This window comes from Pollutimonas sp. M17 (assembly GCF_025836975.1).
In the GTDB taxonomy this organism is placed as follows: Bacteria; Pseudomonadota; Gammaproteobacteria; order Burkholderiales; family Burkholderiaceae_B.
Genome location: NZ_CP107548.1, coordinates 183,599 through 201,278 on the forward strand (window position 1 = coordinate 183,599; position 17,680 = coordinate 201,278).

The following is a 17,680-nucleotide window of genomic DNA, read 5'->3' on the forward strand; positions in this document are numbered from 1 at the left end:
GCCGTCGAACGAAGATTCGATATGGGGAGTCAGGACGGATGGGCGGGCGCCGGCTTGCGGGGGCGGCCCCGAGGCGCGGGAGCGATGCGCCGCGACGCGCGGCTTTCGATCTGGGCGAGGAAGTCGGGCTCGCCCAGCACCCACTGCCCGAACAAGGCCTCGTGTATGCGGCGGCTTTGCTGGGCGGACAGGCCTTGGGCCACGCGCTGGCCATAGCGAGCCTGGCGGGCAAAAGGCGTGTTGCCATCCTGCCAGTAGTCGGGGTGGTCGGTCAGCAGCGCGTCGTGCCGCGAGCCGACACCCATGTGGCCGGCGGCCGAAGACCAGGGCCAGCGCTGCGCCGCATCGACGTAGTGCAGCTGCACCGGCAGCGATTCCAGCCAGATCAGCGCGGGCAGCACCCAATGGCCGGGTTGAACCAGGGCGCTGCGATACCTGCCTGAAAACACACGTCCGTGCCGCATGCCGGCCGCCATGCGGCGCCCCAGCGCCTGGATCAGGCGGGATGTGCCATGCGCATCGGACGGTGTGCACAGCAGGGCGATGCGGTCGTTCAGCAGCAGCCAGCCGTGCACGGCCACCTTGTATTCGCGGGCGTCGCGCTGCAGCCATTCCAGTAAGCGATCCAATTGCGCGGCGGGCGTGGGATCCTGGGCGGCGGCCAGCGGCTGAACGAACTGCGCCTGTACCAGCTGGGGAATCTGCGGTGCATAAAGGCGTGGCAATCGAGCCATTTAGGGCGTGTTCTGAAACGTTCTGAAGCTGAATATTCTAACGCGTGCACGCCCCATAATAATGAACTAACCTAATGAACAGGCCTATTGTTCATTGGGGGATACGCTCATGCAGTCCAATCGTTTTCATATACGCAAGGTCGCCGTTTGCGGCGCGGGCGTGATGGGCGCGCAAATCGCCGCGCACTGCGTGAACGCCGGTGTTCCGGTGGTGCTGTTCGATCTGGCTGCGAAAGAGGGCGATAAGAACGCCATCGCCAAACAGGCTATCGCGCAGCTGAAGAAACTGAACCCCGCGCCGCTGGGCACGCCTGAGTTGGCCGATCTCATCGTGCCCGCCAATTACGACGACGATCTGCACCGGCTGTCCGAGTGCGATCTGGTCATCGAAGCGATCGCCGAGCGCATGGATTGGAAGACGGATCTCTACCACAGGCTCGCGCCGGCCATAAAGCCCGATGCCATCATCGCCAGCAACACGTCGGGGCTGTCGATCACCCGGCTTTCGCAGGCCCTGCCCGAGGCGCTGCGTCGGCGCTTCTGCGGCGTGCATTTCTTCAACCCGCCGCGCTACATGACCCTGGTCGAGCTGATTCCCACGGCCGACACCGAACCGGGCCTGCTCGACGTGCTGGAGACATTCCTGGTGTCGCAGCTGGGCAAGGGCGTGCTCCGGGCCAAGGATACGCCCAATTTCATCGGCAACCGCATCGGCGTTTTCGGCATATTGTCGGTATTCGCGCAGGCGCAGAAATTCGGCCTGTCCTACGAGCAGGTCGACGAATTGACGGGCACGCGCCTGGGCCGGGCCAAATCGGGCACCTATCGCACGGCCGATGTCGTCGGCCTGGATACGCTGGCCCATGTCATCCGCACCATGCAGGAGCAATTGCCCGACGATCCCTTCCATGCCCATTTCGGCGTGCCGCCCGTGCTGGCCGGCCTGATCGAGCAGGGCGCCCTGGGCCAGAAGACCGGCGCCGGCTTTTATCGCAAGCAGGGCAAGGCGATCTTGCGGCTGGACCCCGCCAAAAAGGAATACGTGCCGGCCGACGCCGTCATCGATCCGGCCGTGGCCGAAATCCTGGCATTGCGCGACCCGGCCAGGAAGCTGAAAGCCCTGCATGACTCCGACCATCCGCAGGCGCAATTCCTGTGGGCCATACTGCGCGACAGCTTCCACTACAGCGCGGTCCACCTGGCCGATATCGCCGACACGGCGCGCCAGCTGGACCTGGCCATGAAGTGGGGGTTCGGCCATGCGCAAGGCCCCTTCGAGATATGGCAGGCGGCCGGCTGGCACGATGTCGCCAACTGGATCACCAAAGACATCAATGCCGGCAAGACCCTGTCCAGCACGCCCTTGCCCGAATGGGCCACGTGCGGGCCGGTATGGGAGGCCAAGGGCGTGCATACGCAGGCGGGGTCATGGAATCCGCGCCAGAAGCGCTACGAAGGGCGCAGCACCCTGCCGGTGTACGAACGCCAGGTGGGGGCGCCGCGCCTGGTGGGCGAGGCCTCCGCCCTGGAGCCGGTCATCGTCCACGAAGACGAAGCCGTGCGCTGCTGGACCTTGCCGGCGCCCCATCCGCGCGACGTGCTGATCGTATCGTTCAAGACCAAGATGCACACGCTCAGCCCGGGCGTGGTGCGCGGCATCGTGCATGCGGTCGATCTGGCCGAGTCCTCCTTCCGGGCGCTGGTCATCGGCCAACTGGACGATCCGTTTTCCGCGGGCGCCGACCTGAAGGCCATGCTGCCCGCTTTCGAGCAGGGCGGCGCCCAGGCGGTCGAGCCCATACAGCGCGAAATGCAGGATATGGTCCGGCGATTGCGCTATGCGCAGGTTCCCGTCGTGGCGGCCCTGGCCGGAATGGCGCTGGGAGGCGGCTGCGAACTCTCCGTGCATTGCGCCAAGCGGGTGGCGCATTTCGAAACCTACATCGGCCTGGTCGAGGCCGGGATCGGCCTGGTTCCCGGCGCAGGGGGGCTGAGCTATTGCGCCCGGCGCGCGGCCGAGCAGCAGGCGCAGGATGCGCCCGACGCTCCCTTGCTGGCTTTCGTTAAGAAGTTCGCGCTGTCGGTGGCGACCGCCCAGGTATCGAAGTCGGCGCTGGATGCCCGCAAGATAGGCTACCTGCTGCCGTCCGACACCATCGTCATGAATCGCCACGAGCTTCTGTATGTGGCGCTGCGCGAAGCCCTGGCCATGGCGGAATCGGGCTGGCGGGCGCCGCTGCCCGCGCTTTTCCCGGTAGCCGGGCGCGACGGCGCCGCCACCCTCGAGGCCCAGCTGGTCAACATGAAGGTTGGCGGTTTCATTTCCGATTACGACTTCACGGTAGCCAAAAAGGTGGCGCAGGCGATATGCGGGGGCGACGTGGATCCGGGATCCATGGTCGACGAGGCCTGGATGCTCAGGCAGGAACGCAAGGCTTTTCTTCACCTGCTGGTCCAGCCACAGACCCAGGAACGCATCGCCGGCCTGCTCAAGACCGGCAAGCCGGTACGCAACTGATCAATACGGGAGTCACCATGGCCACATTGCAACAGGCATACATTGCCGCCGCCACCCGCAGCTCCATCGGCAAGGCGCCGCGCGGCGTCTTTTCGCACACCCGTCCCGACGACCTGCTGGCGACCGTCATACGGGGCTTGCTGGCCCAGGTTCCCAGCCTGGACCCCGCCGCTGTCGAAGACGCCATCGTCGGCTGCGCGATTCCAGAAGGCCCGCAGGGGCTGAACGTGGCGCGCATCGGCGCGCTGCTCTCTGGCCTGCCCACATCGGTCGCGGGCGTGACGGTCAACCGCTTCTGCGCGTCGGGCCTGACCGCCGTCGCCATGGCGGCCGACCGCATACGCGTGGGCGAGGCCGATGTGATCATTGCCGGCGGCACCGAGTCCATGAGCCTGGTGCCGACCATGGGCGTCAGCACCTCGTTCAGTCCGGAGATCTTCCAGCGCGACGAGAACCTGGGCATCGCCTACGGCATGGGGCTGACGGCCGAGCAAGTGGCCGCGCGATGGAAGGTGTCGCGCGAAGACCAGGATGCCTTCGCCCTGCGTTCGCACCAGCGCGCCCTGGCGGCCCAGAAGGCGGGCGAATTCGCCGATGAAATCCTGCCCATCGATGTCGTGCGCCGCAAGCCGGATCTGCAAGCCAGCGGCGGCGTGCTGGATGGTTCGGCGGACGACGACGTCATCGTCAGCCATAAGACGGTGTCGCTGGACGAGGGCCCGCGCCCCGACACCAGCCTGGAGGCCCTGGCCCGGCTGCGGCCCGCGTTTGCGGCGCGCGGCAGCGTAACGGCGGGCAACAGTTCGCAGGTGTCCGATGGCGCCGGCGCGCTGCTGGTGGTGTCCGAGCGCGCGCTCAAGACGCATGGACTGACGCCCATCGCCCGCTTCGTTTCCTTCGCCGTCAAAGGCGTGCCGCCCGAAATCATGGGCATAGGCCCTAAAGAGGCCATCCCGCATGCACTGAAGCTGGCCGGCCTGAGCCTCGACCAGATCGGCTGGATAGAATTGAACGAAGCCTTTGCCGCGCAATCGCTGGCGGTCATCCGCGACCTGGGTTTGAATCCGGACATCGTCAATCCCATGGGCGGCGCCATTGCCCTGGGCCACCCATTGGGCGCCACCGGCGCGATACGGGCGGCCACCGTCATCCATGGCCTGCGCCGGCGCAAGCTGGACTATGGCATGCTGACCATGTGCGTGGGCACCGGGATGGGCGCCGCAGGCATATTCCAACGGGTGTGAATCATGCCGGGCGGGCGGCGCCTCAGCTGCGGGCGGCCTTGCCGCCGATGAAGCCCGTGGCCAGCAAGGTGCCGACCAGCACGATGGCCGCGCCCAGGATCACATTGATCGTCAAGGGCTCGTCCAGCAGCAGCACGCCCCAGAACACGCCAAAGGGCGGTGCCAGGAAGGTCACGGTGATGGACTTCGAGGCGCCCACCCTGGCCACCAGCCGATAGAAGATCAGGTAGGCGATGCCGGTGCATAAAATGGCCAGGCAGGTCACCGAGGCCCAGGACAGGGCCGCAATCGGCGTATCCGGCCAGGTCAGCAGCGACAGGGGAAGCAGCACGATGGATGCCGCGATCATGCTGCCCGTGGCGCAGGCGATGGGCGCCACGCCATGCAGGTATTTGCTGAGATGGCAGGCGCCCAGGCCGTAGAAGAAGGGGCCGCCCAGGGCGATGACGACCACCCATCCTTCGCCTCCCGGGACGAACGACAATTTGTCCAGCATCAGCACCACGATGCCCGCAAAGCCGATGGCAAGCCCCAGCACGCGCGCCCAGGACAGCCGTTCGCGCAGCCAGGCCCAGGCGATGATGCCGCCGAACAAGGGCACCATGGCATTGACGATGGACAAGGTGCCCGCCATCATGGTCTGCACGGCATAGCTCAGGCACAGGAATGGCATCGCCACATTCAGCACGCCGGCCACAGCCATGGCCTTCCAGTGGGCGATGATCGCCGCGCCGTTATGCGTGACTACGGTCACCCCCAGCAGGAACAGCGCGCTGATGCCCACGCGCATGGCGATCAGGGGTATGGGACCGAAATCCTCGATGGCCACCCGCATGAACATGAACGAGCTGCCCCACAGGGAGGCCAGCAGGAAGAGATTGCGCAGATCGGTGGCTTGCATGGTCGGATGGAGCCTGGATGAGGCCGGATGGGCAAGTTCGGAATTGTAGGCCCTTTACCGGTAAAATCACGCTCACCGGCGGCCCCCGGCTGCCAGCTTCATAGGGAATGCGCCATGAAGGTGCTCGATACCAGGCTGCCAGGCGTGAAGCGCATCGAACCCGCCGTGCATACCGACGATCGAGGCCACTTCCTGGAAAGCTACCAGGCCCGGCGCTATGCCCAACTGCTGGGCGCCCCTGTCAATTTCGTGCAGGACAACTGCAGCCATTCCCGCAAAGGGGTGCTGCGCGGCCTGCATTACCAAGTGCGGCATCCGCAAGGCAAGCTGATACGCGTATCGCAGGGTGCCGTCTTCGACGTGGCGGTGGACTTGCGCCCCGATTCGCCCACATTCGGCCAATGGGAAGGCCTGGTCCTGGAGGCGGAGCCGTACGCGCCCCGGGCCGGCTACGCCGCGGCGCCGTCCCAGTTGTGGGTACCGCCCGGCTTCGCCCATGGCTTCCTGGTGTTGTCCGAGAGCGCGACGGTGGACTACAAATGCACCGATTACTACCATCCCGAAGACGAAGCCTGCCTGCGATGGGACGATCCCGATCTGGCCATAGCATGGCCGCAAGCGGATCCCATCCTGTCTGACCGCGATCGGCAGGGCGATACCCTGAAGGCTTTGCAGCGGGCGGGCCGGTTGCCTGTGACGGGAACCAGCCTGGCGGACGCCTGACTTGAACGTCGTATTGACCGGCGCAAGCGGGCAGCTGGGACGCTGCCTGCATGATCGGCTTCCGGCCGATTGGGATCTGGCCGGCCTGACACGCGCCGAGTTGGATATCACCGACGGCCGCGCCGTTGCCCGGGTGCTGGCCCGCCTCCGGCCGGATTGCATCGTCAACGCCGCCGCCTATACCGCGGTGGACCAGGCCGAGCGCGAACCCGATGCGGCCATGGCGGTCAACGAGCAGGGCGCCCGCCACCTGGCGCGGGCCGCCTGCGATATCGGGGCGCGCCTGATCCATATCTCAACCGATTACGTCTTCGATGGGCACGCGTCGCGGCCATATGCCGAGCTCGATTCCGGCAATCCGCTGAATGCCTACGGACGCAGCAAGCTGCTGGGCGAACGCGCCCTGCGGCAGGCATGTCCGTCCAGCCTGGTCTTGCGCACATCATGGCTATATAGCGAATACGGCGGCAATTTCGTCAAGACCATGCTGCGCATGGCAAGGGCCGCCGGCACCGATGCGCCGGCCATCCGCGTGGTGAACGACCAGTTCGGCTGTCCCACCTACGCGGGCGACCTGGCCGATGCCGTGATCAGGCTGGCGGGGTCGGACCCGGCCGCCTCGGGCATTTACCATTATTGCGGCGCCGACGTCATGTCGTGGCATGGATTCGCGCAGGAGGTGTTCGATTGCGCAGGCCGGCGGGATGCGGCCTTTCCGGTACCGAGACTGGTGGGCATCGCCGGCAGCGACTACCCCAGCCTGGCCAGGCGGCCGGCTTATTCCGCTTTGTCGTGCGAGAAAATCGAAGCGCTGGGCATGCGCCGCGCGAGCTTGCGCGACGCCTTGCCCAAAGTGCTTGCCCGCCTTATTTGAATGAAGCGCCGAAAGTCTGCACCCAATGCGCGGTGGAGGCATCGTGCCTGGGGTCGATATCCTTGCCCGCAAGTTCGCCCATGATGCCCTTGGCCAGCACCTTGCCGTACTCCACGCCCCATTGATCAAAGGGGTTGATGCCCCAGACCACGGCTTGCACGAAGACCTTGTGCTCGTAAAGGGCCAGCAGGGCGCCCAGCGTGTAGGGCGACAGGCGGGGCAGCACGATCAGGTTGGACGGGCGTCCTCCGGCATGCACGCGGTGGTGGGCCAGCCACTGGGCCTTCGCTTTCGGCATGCCGGCATCCAGGCATTCTTTCAGGGCCTCTTCATAGGTCTTGCCCTTGAGTAGCGCTTCGCGCTGCGCCAGGCAGTTGGCCAGAAGGCTTTTGTGATGCTCGGGCCAGCCGTGGTCGGCGTGCTGGCAGACGATGAAGTCCACCGGCGCGCCATCGCTGCCCTGGTGCAGCCACTGGAAAAAAGTATGTTGCGCATCGGTGCCGGGCATGCCCCACACGGCGGGGCCGGTGCGCACACCCGCCGGCTGGCCCGACAGGTTCACCGACTTGCCTAGCGATTCCATTTCAAGCTGCTGGATATAAGGCACCAGATTGGACAGGCGGAAGTCGTAAGGCGCGATATTCAGCGAGCCATAGTCCAGCACGCTGCGATTGACGATGCCCGACAGGGCCATCTGCACCGGCGCATTCTGGTCCAAAGGCGCTTCGGCGAAGTGGGCGTCCATGGCGGCGGCGCCGGCCTGCATGCCGGCGACCACGTCGGCATTGACCGCCAGCGCGGTGGTCAGGCTTACGGCCGACCAGAGCGAAAAGCGCCCACCCACCCAGTCCCAGAAGGTAAAGATATGCGGCTCGGGCACGCCCCAGGCCTTGGCGACATCCGGCCTTGCGGTAATGGCGACGATCTGCTCGTAGGGGTTTTCAACGCCCGAGGCCTTCAGCCATTCCAGCGCGCGCTGGCCATTTTGCAGCGTTTCGGCCGTCGTGAACGATTTGGACGCCAGCACGATCAGCGTATCGTGCGGATCGAGCCCCGACAGCCCGCCTTGTATGGCGTGGCCGTCGATGTTGGCCACGAAATGAACCTGCCGCCAGGTGCCGGCGTAGCCGAAGGCGCTGACCGCGAGCCGCACGCCCCAGTCGCTGCCGCCGATGCCGATATGCACGATGCTGCGCCACCGCCGTTCGGAGTCGGCCAGACGCACGAACTCGTTCAGCCGCTGCCTTTCGGCGGCCACTTCATCGATGGGGGCGGGGGCGCGCAGGGCGGTGTGCCAGGCTGCGCGCTCTTCGGTTGCATTGGCGACGCCGCCCGAAAGCAGGCGTTCGCGCATCTGCGGGAAACCGCGAGCCGCCAGCAGGGCCTCGCCGGCCTGCGTGAGCGCGGGCGAACTGCTTTGCCCGCTGATGTCCAGGTCTATGCCTGCGGCATTCAGCACGCGCAGGCTGTGGACATGGATACGGGATTCGGCGGCCGCTTTCTCGAATGCCGACCATTCGGGCATGTCGTTCAAACGGGGGAACTCGGACGCGGTGGGCAAAGCACCGGGCATGGACGGGTCGCTGGCCACTGGGGCTCCTTATAGAGCAAAAACAATCGTTCAACGATTGTATGCCTATAACCCAAGGCTATGCGATTCCGGCTTGTTCAAGAGGGCTGCCCCCAGGCGCTTGAAGGCGCCAGGTCGCGGGGCGTCAGCGGCGGCGCTGGCTGGCGGCGCCCGGTGCGCGACCGGCGATGTGGCGGAAAGTGATGCGGCCTTTGCTGAGATCGTAAGGGGACATTTCCAGCGAAACCTTGTCGCCGGCGAGGATGCGGATATGGTGTTTGCGCATCTTGCCGCCCGTATAGGCGACGACGGGATGCCCATTGTCCAGCGTGACACGAAAGCGGGAGTCGGGAAGGACCTCGGTGACGAGACCACCCATTTCAATCAATTCTTCTTTGGCCATAGATTAGTTCCTGTGAACGTGAATAAAAAAGTACCCGTGGCCGGACTCGCTATGCGTGGCATCCGGCAAACCGCGTGTTGCAGTTGAAAGTGGACAGGTGCTTCGTGACGCCTATCGTGGCGTGGGTGCTGCGGCGCGGATGGAGCCGAACCGTGTATTGGAAAATATCAGCGCGGATGGCAAAACCAGGGACATGTCTTGTCCGGCTTGTGCCTGGAGCTTGCGTCAAAGCAAAGATGCCGACGTTAAATGCGCAGGCGAAATCTAGCGATGCCTGCCAAATTGAAGATGTTTTCAGCTTCCCAATGATATCACACATGGCGTGAATGGTCTTTCAGGCTGGCCGCGCAGGCCGCCACGGATGTGCGCGGCCGTGTCCGGCAGGCCGCGCGCAAGCCCTTTCCAAAGGCGAAGTGCCGCTTTTGCAATGCGAAAGCCGGCGCCAAATGAATTGCTATAAGATGCTTTTCAACTACTAGAACAGCTTCATCAACAAAGCAACGGAGACAAGAAACATGGGCATCAAATTCAAGAATGCGGCATTGGCCTTGGCGCTGGGCGCGCTCTTCATTCCTGTGCAAAGCCAGGCGCAAAGCGATTCGGTAAAGATCGCGTTCATCACCGACATGTCGGGCCTGTATTCGGATTTCGACGGCCCCGGCGGCCTGGATGCGGTCAGGATGGCTGTCAGCGACTTCGGCGGCAAGGTGCTGGGCAAGCCGGTCGAGGTGCTCTTTGCCGATCACCAGAACAAGGCCGACATCGCGGCCAACCGGGCGCGCCAATGGTGGGACCAGGACAACGTCGATCTGGTGATCGGCGGTTCCAACTCGTCGGCCTCACTGGCGATCAGCAATATTTCCAAGGAAAAGCAGAAAGTCTTCATCAGCGCGGGCGCCGGCGCCGACAGCCTGACCGAGGAGGCATGCCAGCCCTACATGGTCCGCTATACCTATTCGACTTCGGCGCACGCCATCGGCACGGCAACGGCCATGGTGCGCGACGGCGGAAAGAAATGGTACTTCGTCACGGCCGACTACGCTTTCGGCCATTCGCTTGAAAAGGCCAGCGCCAACGTGGTCAAGGCCCAGGGCGGCGAGGTTCTTGGCGCCGTCCGCCATCCCCTGAGCACGGCTGATTTCTCGTCCTTCCTGATGCAGGCCCAAGCCTCCGGCGCCGATGTCGTGGGCCTGGCCAACGGTGGGGGAGACCTCATCAATTCCATCAAGACGGCCAAGGAATTCGGCATCGCAAAAACCATGCGCCTGGCGGGCCTGATGGTTTTCATTACCGACGTGCACAGCCTGGGGCTGGAGACCACCGCGGGCATGTACCTGACCGACGGCTGGTATTGGGACAAGGACGACGCGTCGCGCGAGTTCTCCAAGCGCTTCTATGAGAAGCACCAGAAGATGCCCACCACCTTCCAGGCGGGCGACTACTCGGCCACCCTGACCTACCTGAAAGCGGTCAAGGCCGCCGGCACCACCGAGGCCGATGCGGTCATGAAAGAACTCAAGTCCATGAAGATCGACGACATGTTCGCCAAGGGCTATGTGCGCGCCGACGGCACGATGGTGCACGACATGTACCTGATGCAGGTCAAGACTCCGGCCGAATCGAAAGCGCCGTGGGACTACTACAAGACGGTGGCCACGATTCCGGGCGACGAAGCCTACGTGCCGACCAAGACAGGCGTGTGCCCGCTGATGCCGAAAAGCTGATCGAATTCAAGCCAACGAACGCGCTGCCGCCTTGCCTGATGCAAGCGGCAACGCGTCGACATTTTCAATGAAGGAAAAGGTGGTTTTCAAATGAGCAAGGAATGGGTTACAGACGTGTACGGCACGATCAAGGCCATAGGCGTGCGGCAGGTCGCTTATGTGCCCGATGCGGGCCACACGCAATTGATCAAGCTGTGCGATGCCGACCCCGACATCCATTCGGTGTCCCTGACGACTGAAGAGGAAGGCGTGGCGATGCTGGGTGGCGCATGGCTGGGCGGCCAGAAAGGCATGATGCTAATCCAGTCCAGCGGCGTCGGCAATTGCATCAACATGCTTGCATTGATCCAGGAATGCCGCATGCCATTCCTGACCCTGGTCACCATGCGCGGCGAATGGGGCGAGTTCAATCCCTGGCAGTGTCCAATGGGGCAATCGACCCAGGCCGTGCTTGAAAGCGCGGGCGTGTTCGTCGTGCGTGCGGACAACGAAAAAGAAATACCCGAAACGGTTCGCGCCGCCGCCTTGCTGGCATTCAATTCGAACCGCGCGGTAGCCGTATTGATCAGCCAGAAGGTTCTGGGCATCAAAGACTTTAACAAGTGAGCAACGTGATGAGCCTTACAACAGCGACCACATTGAACCGACGCAAAAGCGTTGCGCAAATACTGGCCAACCGGGGCGAAGCCCTGCTGGTGGCCAGCCTGGGCAACCCCACCTACGACACCTCCGCCGCCGGCGACGATCCACGCAATTTCTATGTGTGGGGAGCGATGGGCGGTACCTGCATGGTGGGCCTGGGCCTGGCGCTGGCCCAGCCCGACCGGCAGGTCCTGGCCTTTGTCGGCGATGGCGAAATGCTGATGGGCATCGGGTCGTTCGCCACGATCGCCGTGAAGCAGCCCAAGAACCTGAAGATCATCGTCATCGACAACGAGCATTATGGCGAGACCGGCATGCAGCCCGCGCACTCGGGGCGCGGCGTGGACATTGCGGGAATCGCAAGCGCTTGCGGCTTCCCGACTGCCTATACGGTAAGCACACAGGCCGAACTGGACAAGACGGCGGAAAGCATCTGCAGCCGGCCCGGACTGGAATGCGTGGTGGTGAAAGTCATGGCTTCGGTCGAGCCCAGTTCGCTGCCGTCGCGGGACGGCCCCTACTTGCGCAGCCGCTTCCGCGAGGCGGTGCTTGGGCAAGGCAAAGGCGGGCATAATTAATAATTGGGCTTCTGGCGCGCAATTATCAGAAAGGAAGTGGATCATGAGCAAGCAGTTCGGCAATTTCATTGATGGCGCCTGGGTCGATGGGGACCAGGTCATCGAAAACATCAACCCCTCCGATACGCGCGACGTCATCGGGCGCTACGCCAGCGCCTCGGCGGAGCAGATGAAGGCGGCGGTGGCGGCGGCCCGCCGGGCCTTGCCGGAATGGTCCGCCACGACCACCCAGTTCAGAAGCGATATCCTGGCCCGCGTCTCGGCGGAAATGACCGCCCGCAAAGAAGAGCTGGGCGAGCTGGTTTCCCGCGAAGCGGGCAAGACCCGTGCGGAGGGCCAGGGCGAGGTCCTGCGCGCCGCCCAGATCTTCCATTTCTTCTCGGGCGAGGCCGTGCGCTACGGCGGCGAAAACCTGCCGTCGACGCGGCCCAATATCGGCATACAGATCAGCCGGGACCCGGTGGGCGTGGTCGCGGCCATCACTCCCTGGAATTTCCCCATCGCCATACCGGCCTGGAAGCTGGCGCCGGCGCTGGCCTTTGGCAATACCGCGGTCCTGAAGCCGTCGGAGTTCACGCCGGCCATCGGCGTGGAATTGATGAAGATATTCGAGCGCTCCGGATTGCCCGCCGGCGTCGTCAACCTGGTGAACGGCACGGGCGGCGCCGCGGCGCAGGGCCTGTTGCAAGGCATCGATGCCGTCAGCTTTACAGGCAGCGTCGCGACCGGCCGCAAGGTGGCGCAGGCGGCCGTCGGCGGCATGATACGCGTCCAGCTGGAAATGGGGGGCAAGAATCCCCTGGTGGTTCTGGACGACGCCGACCTTGACGTGGCGGTGGAATGCGCGCTGAACGGCGCTTTCTATTCGGCGGGGCAGCGCTGCACGGCATCCAGCCGCCTGATCGTGGCCGAGAACATCCACGACCGTTTTGTCGATGCCCTGCACAAGCGCATGCAGGCCGTGAAGGTCGGGCCGGCGCTGGCTGCGGACACCACCATCGGCCCCGTCATCAACCAGTCGCAGCTCGACAAGATCCTGGAATACGTCGAGGTAGGCAAAAAAGAAGGCGGAAACCTGCTTCAGGGCGGCACGCAGCTGGAAGCCGCCACGCCCGGCTACTACATGGCGCCCACCTTGTTTACGGAGACGGCCAACTCCATGCGCATCAACCGCGAAGAGGTCTTCGGGCCCTTCGCATCGGTGATACGCGTGCGCGACTACGAAGAGGCCTTGTCCGTGGCCAACGATACCGATTTCGGCCTGTCGTCGGGCATCTGCACGACCTCGCTCAAGCATGCCAACCATTTCCGCCTGAATATCCGCAGCGGCCTGACCATGGTCAACCTGCCCACGGCCGGCCTGGACTATCACGTGCCGTTCGGGGGGGTCAAAGGGTCCAGCTACGGCCAGCGCGAGCAAGGCCAGTACGCCGTCGACTTCTACACCAACACGAAAACGGCCTACGTGGGGTACTGAGACCATCCGGTCCAGCCTTAAGAAAACGAATAAAGGAGCAGTCAATATGGAAAAAATCGGATTTATCGGCCTGGGCCGGATGGGCCTTGGAATGGCCTCCAACCTGCAGAAGAAAGGCTTCGACCTGCTGGTCCTGGACCTGAACCAGAAAGCGGTCGATACGCTGGTGTCGCTGGGCGCAACGGCCGCCAAAAGCGTGGCCGACATCGCCCGCGAGTGCAAGATCGTCATCACCATGCTTCCCACTTCCGTCGAAGTGGAGAAGGTGGCATTGGGCGCCGATGGCATTTTCGACAATGCCCAAGAGGGAACCATCCTGATGGACATGAGCACCATCGACCCCCTGGCAACCGACCGTCTTCAGCAGGAAGCGCTCAAGCACAGGATGTCGGTGGTCGACGCGCCGGTGGGACGCCTGGCCGAGCATGCCGATCGCGGCGAATCCCTGTTCATGGTCGGCGCCAGCGATGCGGATTTCAAGCGGGTGTCGCCGCTGCTCGATGCCATGGGCACCACCACCTACCATTGCGGTCCCGTGGGCACCGGCGGCCGGACCAAGCTGGTCAACAACTATGTGGCCATTACCCTGTGCCAGGTCAACGGCGAAGCGCTCGCGCTGTCGCAAAAGTTCGGCCTGGACATCACCAAGACCATGCAGGTGCTGCTGGGCACGTCGGCCAACAACGGCCAGCTGCGCATGAACTTCCCGAACAAGGTGCTGGCCGGCGATACGTCGCCCGGCTTCACCATAGACCTGGCCCACAAAGACCTTTCGCTGGTGGTGACGGCCGCGCATGCGGCCAAGGTGCCGATGCCGGTGGCGGCGTCCGTGCACGAATCCTTCAGCCTGGCCCGCGCCGCGCAATTCGGCGCCACGGATTTCTCCGGCATCGCCGATGCGCTGTGCGAACTGGCCAACATCGACAAGCCGCGTCTTCCCTCGGGCTGGAAGCCAAGCTGAGGCGCCGTCCACCGTGCCAGGAAAGGGCGACGCCGTGATCGCCCGGTTTATGTATCGAGCAGCTAAAGGATGTGGGTATGCAGCGCTATCAAATGTATATAGACGGCCGCTATGCCGATTCGGCTTCCGGACAGTTCTTCGTGTCGGAGAACCCCTATACCGGCCAGCCGTGGGCGGAAATGCCGCGCGGCAATCAAGCCGACGTGGAGGCCGCCGTCCAGGCTGCCCATAAAGCCTATGCGCAGGGTGACTGGTCCAGGCTGACGCCCACGCAGCGCGGAGCGCTGCTGCGCAAGCTGGGCGACCTGGTGGCCCGCGACGCCGAGAAGCTGGCCGCCACCGAGGTGCGCGACAACGGCAAGCTGCTGGCCGAAATGCGGGGACAGCTGAACTATATTCCTCAATGGTTCTATTACTACGGCGGCCTGGCCGACAAGATCCAGGGCACGGTGATTCCGCTGGACAAGCCGGGCTACTTCAACTTTACGCGCAACGAGCCTTTGGGCGTCGTCGCCGTGATCACGCCGTGGAACTCGCCGCTAATGCTGACGGCCTGGAAGATCGCACCGGCCCTGGCCGCCGGCTGCACGGTGGTCATCAAGCCGTCGGAGTTCACGTCGGCGTCCATGCTTGAATTTGCCAGCCTCTTTGAAGAAGCGGGCTTCCCGGCGGGGGTGGTGAACGTCGTCACCGGCTTCGGCAATGAAGTCGGCGGCCCTCTTATAGAGCATCCCCTGGTCAGGAAGATATCGTTCACCGGGTCTGACAAGACGGGCAAGGCCATCAATGTCGCGGCCGCCGGTCATTTCAAGCACGTCAGCCTGGAACTGGGCGGAAAATCGCCCAACATCGTTTTCGAGGATGCCAATATCGACGACGCCGTGAACGGCGCGATCTCGGGAATCTTCTCGGCCACGGGCCAGACCTGCATTGCGGGTTCGCGGCTGCTGCTGCAAGAGAGCATCCATGACGCCTTCATGGAAAAGCTGCTGGCCCTGGCCAAAACGGCGCGCATGGGCGACCCCATGGCGTCCGACACGCAGGTCGGGCCCATCACCACCCGCCCGCAATATGACAAGGTGTTGTCCTACATCGACATCGCCCGGCAGGACGGCGCCCGGCTCGCCCTGGGCGGCAAGCCGGGAAACAGGCCCGAATGCGGCGATGGCTGGTTCGTGGAGCCCACGATCTTTACCGATGTGAAGAACGACATGCGCATCGCCCAGGAGGAAGTCTTCGGGCCCGTGCTGGCCGTCATCAAGTTCAAGGACGAGGCCGATGCGGTGTCCATCGCCAACGACAGCTGCTACGGCCTTGGGGCCGGGGTCTGGACCAGCGATATCGGCCGCGCGCTGCGCATGTCGGAAAAAATCCAGTCGGGCACCGTATGGGTCAATACCTACCGGGCGGTCAGTGTGATGTCGCCTTTCGGGGGGTACAAGCATTCGGGCCTTGGGCGCGAAAACGGGATCGATGCCATCCGCGAATATCTGCAAACGAAAAGCGTATGGATCAACAGCGGAGCGCCCAACGGCAATCCGTTCGTCATGAAATAGCAGGCCGGCAAGGCTTGCGGTCAAGGAAACAAAGCCGCGGATACAGCGAAATCGGCGAAGCGAGCCTTCGCCGGCGGGGAGCGTTTGGTCCGATGCGGCATGAAAAGAGGCAGGACATGGAGACAAGCAGAAGCAGGGGGGAGCGGACACGCCGAACGCGCGCGGCCGCGGATGCGTGGCCGGGGCGCATGCCCGGTTTTCAACACCATGGCGGGAAGCGGCCGTCATGAGCGACTACATCCTGGAAACCAGACACCTCTTCAAAGAGTTCCGCGGGTTCGTGGCGGTGAGCGACGTGAACCTGCAGGTTCGGCGCGGCAGCATCCATGCGCTGATCGGGCCGAACGGGGCAGGCAAGACCACGTGCTTCAACCTGCTGACCAAGTTCCTGACGCCCACCTCGGGCTCGATCCACTTTTCGGGCCACGAGATCACGCACGAGAAGCCGGCGCAGATCGCGCGGCGCGGCATCATCCGCTCGTTCCAGATCTCGGCGGTGTTCCCGCAGCTGACGGTGCTCGAGAACGTGCGCATCGGGCTGCAGCGGGCCACGGGCCAGTCCTACCACTTCTGGCGCAGCGACACGGCGCTGGCGCACCTGGACCAGGCGGCCTACGGGCTGCTCGAACAGGTGGACCTGGCCGAGTTCGCGGGCGAACTCACGGTGAACCTGCCCTACGGGCGCAAGCGGGCGCTGGAGATCGCCACGACGCTGGCCATGGAGCCCGAGCTGATGCTGCTCGATGAGCCCACGCAAGGCATGGGCCACGAGGACGTGAGCCGGGTCACGGCGCTGATCAAGAAGGTCAGCGCCGGGCGCACCATCCTGATGGTCGAGCACAACATGAACGTGGTCTCGCAGATTGCCGACACGATCACCGTGCTGGCCCGCGGCGCGGTCCTGGCCGAGGGCGACTACCAGGCCGTCTCACGCAACGCCGAGGTCATGCAGGCCTACATGGGCACGACCAGCGGCGAACTGGAAGGAGCCCACGCATGAGCACGACCGCATTGGAACTGAGCGATGTGCACGCCTGGTACGGCGAATCGCACGTCTTGCACGGGGTGAACCTGAACGTGGCCAAGGGCGAGGTGGTCACGCTGCTCGGGCGCAACGGCTCGGGGCGCACGACCACGCTGCGCGCGATCCTGGGGCTGACCGGCACGCGCAAGGGCTCGATCCGGATCCAGGGCACCGAGTCGATCGGGCTGCCCACGTACCGCATTGCGCACCTGGGGATCGGCTACTGCCCCGAAGAGCGGGGCATCTTCGCCGGGCTGTCCTGCGAGGAGAACCTGCTGCTGCCGCCGGTGGTGGGCGAGACGCTGGGCGGGGGGATGTCGCTGGCCGAGATCTACGACATGTTCCCGAACCTGCACGAGCGGCGGCACTCGCCGGGCACGCGCCTGTCGGGGGGCGAGCAGCAGATGCTGGCGGTGGCGCGCATTTTGCGCACGGGGGCGAACCTGCTGCTGCTCGATGAGATCTCCGAGGGGCTGGCGCCGGTGATCGTGCAGGCGCTGGGGCGGATGATCACCGCGCTCAAGGCCAAGGGCTACACCATTGTGATGGTCGAGCAGAACTTTCACTTTGCCGCGCCGCTGGCCGACCGGTTCTACGTGATGGAGCATGGCCAGATCGTGGAGCAGTTCGCCGCAGCCGAGCTGGCCGCCAAGCAGGACACCCTGAACACGCTGCTGGGCGTGTGACTGTGGGGCTATGCTTGCCCGGCCCTGGCTCACTCAAAGGAAATCCAGACCGATGAAACTGCCCG

General features: G+C 64.3%; 16 protein-coding genes. 12 read left to right on the plus strand and 4 right to left on the minus strand.

All coding sequences use genetic code 11. From position 1 onward, the window contains the following. Positions 1–29: 29 nt before the first annotated feature. Positions 30–734: a hypothetical protein gene (locus OEG81_RS00845; RefSeq protein ID WP_264130798.1), complete on the minus strand. Its 705-nt coding sequence runs from the start codon at positions 732–734 to the stop codon at positions 30–32. A 109-nt stretch (positions 735–843) separates the two neighbouring features. Between OEG81_RS00845 and OEG81_RS00850 the strand changes: the two genes are divergently transcribed. Both OEG81_RS00850 and OEG81_RS00855 read left to right on the plus strand, forming a co-directional pair. After that, positions 844–3,252, plus strand: a complete 2,409-nt coding sequence (locus OEG81_RS00850; RefSeq protein ID WP_264130799.1) for a 3-hydroxyacyl-CoA dehydrogenase/enoyl-CoA hydratase family protein — start codon at positions 844–846, stop codon at positions 3,250–3,252. A 17-nt stretch (positions 3,253–3,269) separates the two neighbouring features. Further along, positions 3,270–4,496 carry an acetyl-CoA C-acyltransferase gene (locus OEG81_RS00855; RefSeq protein ID WP_264130800.1) on the plus strand — a complete coding sequence of 409 codons (1,227 nt, stop codon included), beginning with the start codon at positions 3,270–3,272 and terminating at the stop codon, positions 4,494–4,496. Positions 4,497–4,518: 22 nt separating this feature from the next. On the opposite strand, the gene OEG81_RS00860 is transcribed toward OEG81_RS00855, so the two are convergent. After that, positions 4,519–5,397 carry a DMT family transporter gene (locus tag OEG81_RS00860; RefSeq protein WP_264130801.1) on the minus strand — a complete coding sequence of 293 codons (879 nt, stop codon included), beginning with the start codon at positions 5,395–5,397 and terminating at the stop codon, positions 4,519–4,521. A 114-nt stretch (positions 5,398–5,511) separates the two neighbouring features. Here OEG81_RS00860 and rfbC point away from each other — a divergent pair, with 114 nt between their 5' ends. Both rfbC and rfbD read left to right on the plus strand, forming a co-directional pair. Continuing rightward, a complete protein-coding gene (gene rfbC, locus OEG81_RS00865; protein ID WP_264130802.1) occupies positions 5,512–6,120 on the plus strand; it encodes a dTDP-4-dehydrorhamnose 3,5-epimerase in 609 nt (202 codons plus the stop codon). Position 6,121: 1 nt separating this feature from the next. Continuing rightward, positions 6,122–6,994, plus strand: a complete 873-nt coding sequence (gene rfbD, locus OEG81_RS00870; RefSeq protein ID WP_264130803.1) for a dTDP-4-dehydrorhamnose reductase — start codon at positions 6,122–6,124, stop codon at positions 6,992–6,994. Here rfbD and pgi read toward each other — a convergent pair. Together pgi and infA are read right to left on the minus strand one after the other, a co-directional pair. Further along, positions 6,987–8,567 (minus strand): glucose-6-phosphate isomerase, encoded by a 1,581-nt coding sequence (gene pgi / locus OEG81_RS00875; protein WP_412034154.1) that lies wholly within the window; start codon positions 8,565–8,567, stop codon positions 6,987–6,989. The genes rfbD and pgi overlap by 8 nt on opposite strands. A gap of 142 nt (positions 8,568–8,709) precedes the next feature. Continuing rightward, on the minus strand, positions 8,710–8,967 hold the full coding sequence (gene infA, locus OEG81_RS00880; RefSeq protein ID WP_264130804.1) for a translation initiation factor IF-1: 258 nt from the start codon (positions 8,965–8,967) through the stop codon (positions 8,710–8,712). 521 nt (positions 8,968–9,488) lie between these two features. On the opposite strand from infA, the gene OEG81_RS00885 reads away from it, so the two are divergent. From OEG81_RS00885 to OEG81_RS00920, 8 genes are all read left to right on the plus strand, one after another. Next, the gene (locus OEG81_RS00885; protein WP_264132662.1) at positions 9,489–10,691 is read left to right on the plus strand and encodes an ABC transporter substrate-binding protein; all 1,203 of its coding nucleotides are present in this window, start codon (positions 9,489–9,491) and stop codon (positions 10,689–10,691) included. Positions 10,692–10,781: 90 nt separating this feature from the next. Further along, on the plus strand, positions 10,782–11,297 hold the full coding sequence (locus OEG81_RS00890; protein WP_264130805.1) for a thiamine pyrophosphate-binding protein: 516 nt from the start codon (positions 10,782–10,784) through the stop codon (positions 11,295–11,297). Positions 11,298–11,305: 8 nt separating this feature from the next. Then, positions 11,306–11,911: a thiamine pyrophosphate-dependent enzyme gene (locus tag OEG81_RS00895; protein ID WP_264130806.1), complete on the plus strand. Its 606-nt coding sequence runs from the start codon at positions 11,306–11,308 to the stop codon at positions 11,909–11,911. Between the two features lie 43 nt (positions 11,912–11,954). After that, positions 11,955–13,388 (plus strand): aldehyde dehydrogenase family protein, encoded by a 1,434-nt coding sequence (locus OEG81_RS00900; RefSeq protein WP_264130807.1) that lies wholly within the window; start codon positions 11,955–11,957, stop codon positions 13,386–13,388. Positions 13,389–13,392: 4 nt separating this feature from the next. Beyond that, positions 13,393–14,349, plus strand: a complete 957-nt coding sequence (locus OEG81_RS00905; protein WP_264132663.1) for an NAD(P)-dependent oxidoreductase — start codon at positions 13,393–13,395, stop codon at positions 14,347–14,349. Positions 14,350–14,426: 77 nt separating this feature from the next. Beyond that, positions 14,427–15,905 carry an aldehyde dehydrogenase gene (locus OEG81_RS00910; RefSeq protein WP_264130808.1) on the plus strand — a complete coding sequence of 493 codons (1,479 nt, stop codon included), beginning with the start codon at positions 14,427–14,429 and terminating at the stop codon, positions 15,903–15,905. A 226-nt stretch (positions 15,906–16,131) separates the two neighbouring features. Continuing rightward, positions 16,132–16,905: an ABC transporter ATP-binding protein gene (locus tag OEG81_RS00915; RefSeq protein ID WP_264130809.1), complete on the plus strand. Its 774-nt coding sequence runs from the start codon at positions 16,132–16,134 to the stop codon at positions 16,903–16,905. Continuing rightward, positions 16,902–17,615, plus strand: coding sequence for an ABC transporter ATP-binding protein (locus OEG81_RS00920; RefSeq protein WP_264130810.1), 714 nt, complete (start codon positions 16,902–16,904; stop codon positions 17,613–17,615). The genes OEG81_RS00915 and OEG81_RS00920 overlap by 4 nt, the downstream gene beginning before the upstream one ends. Positions 17,616–17,680: the final 65 nt, after the last annotated feature.

Excerpts from the sequence above, each read along its gene's own strand:
- OEG81_RS00890 (WP_264130805.1), top strand. The coding sequence starts at position 10,782 with ATGAGCAAGGAATGGGTTACAGACGTGTACGGCACGATCAAGGCCATA.
- OEG81_RS00855 (WP_264130800.1), top strand. The coding sequence starts at position 3,270 with ATGGCCACATTGCAACAGGCATACATTGCCGCCGCCACCCGCAGCTCC.
- pgi (WP_412034154.1), bottom strand. The coding sequence starts at position 8,567 with ATGCCCGGTGCTTTGCCCACCGCGTCCGAGTTCCCCCGTTTGAACGAC.
- OEG81_RS00845 (WP_264130798.1), bottom strand. The coding sequence starts at position 734 with ATGGCTCGATTGCCACGCCTTTATGCACCGCAGATTCCCCAGCTGGTA.
- OEG81_RS00920 (WP_264130810.1), top strand. The coding sequence starts at position 16,902 with ATGAGCACGACCGCATTGGAACTGAGCGATGTGCACGCCTGGTACGGC.
- OEG81_RS00910 (WP_264130808.1), top strand. The coding sequence starts at position 14,427 with ATGCAGCGCTATCAAATGTATATAGACGGCCGCTATGCCGATTCGGCT.
- OEG81_RS00915 (WP_264130809.1), top strand. The coding sequence starts at position 16,132 with ATGAGCGACTACATCCTGGAAACCAGACACCTCTTCAAAGAGTTCCGC.
- OEG81_RS00900 (WP_264130807.1), top strand. The coding sequence starts at position 11,955 with ATGAGCAAGCAGTTCGGCAATTTCATTGATGGCGCCTGGGTCGATGGG.
- OEG81_RS00895 (WP_264130806.1), top strand. The coding sequence starts at position 11,306 with ATGAGCCTTACAACAGCGACCACATTGAACCGACGCAAAAGCGTTGCG.
- rfbC (WP_264130802.1), top strand. The coding sequence starts at position 5,512 with ATGAAGGTGCTCGATACCAGGCTGCCAGGCGTGAAGCGCATCGAACCC.
- infA (WP_264130804.1), bottom strand. The coding sequence starts at position 8,967 with ATGGCCAAAGAAGAATTGATTGAAATGGGTGGTCTCGTCACCGAGGTC.
- OEG81_RS00860 (WP_264130801.1), bottom strand. The coding sequence starts at position 5,397 with ATGCAAGCCACCGATCTGCGCAATCTCTTCCTGCTGGCCTCCCTGTGG.
- OEG81_RS00850 (WP_264130799.1), top strand. The coding sequence starts at position 844 with ATGCAGTCCAATCGTTTTCATATACGCAAGGTCGCCGTTTGCGGCGCG.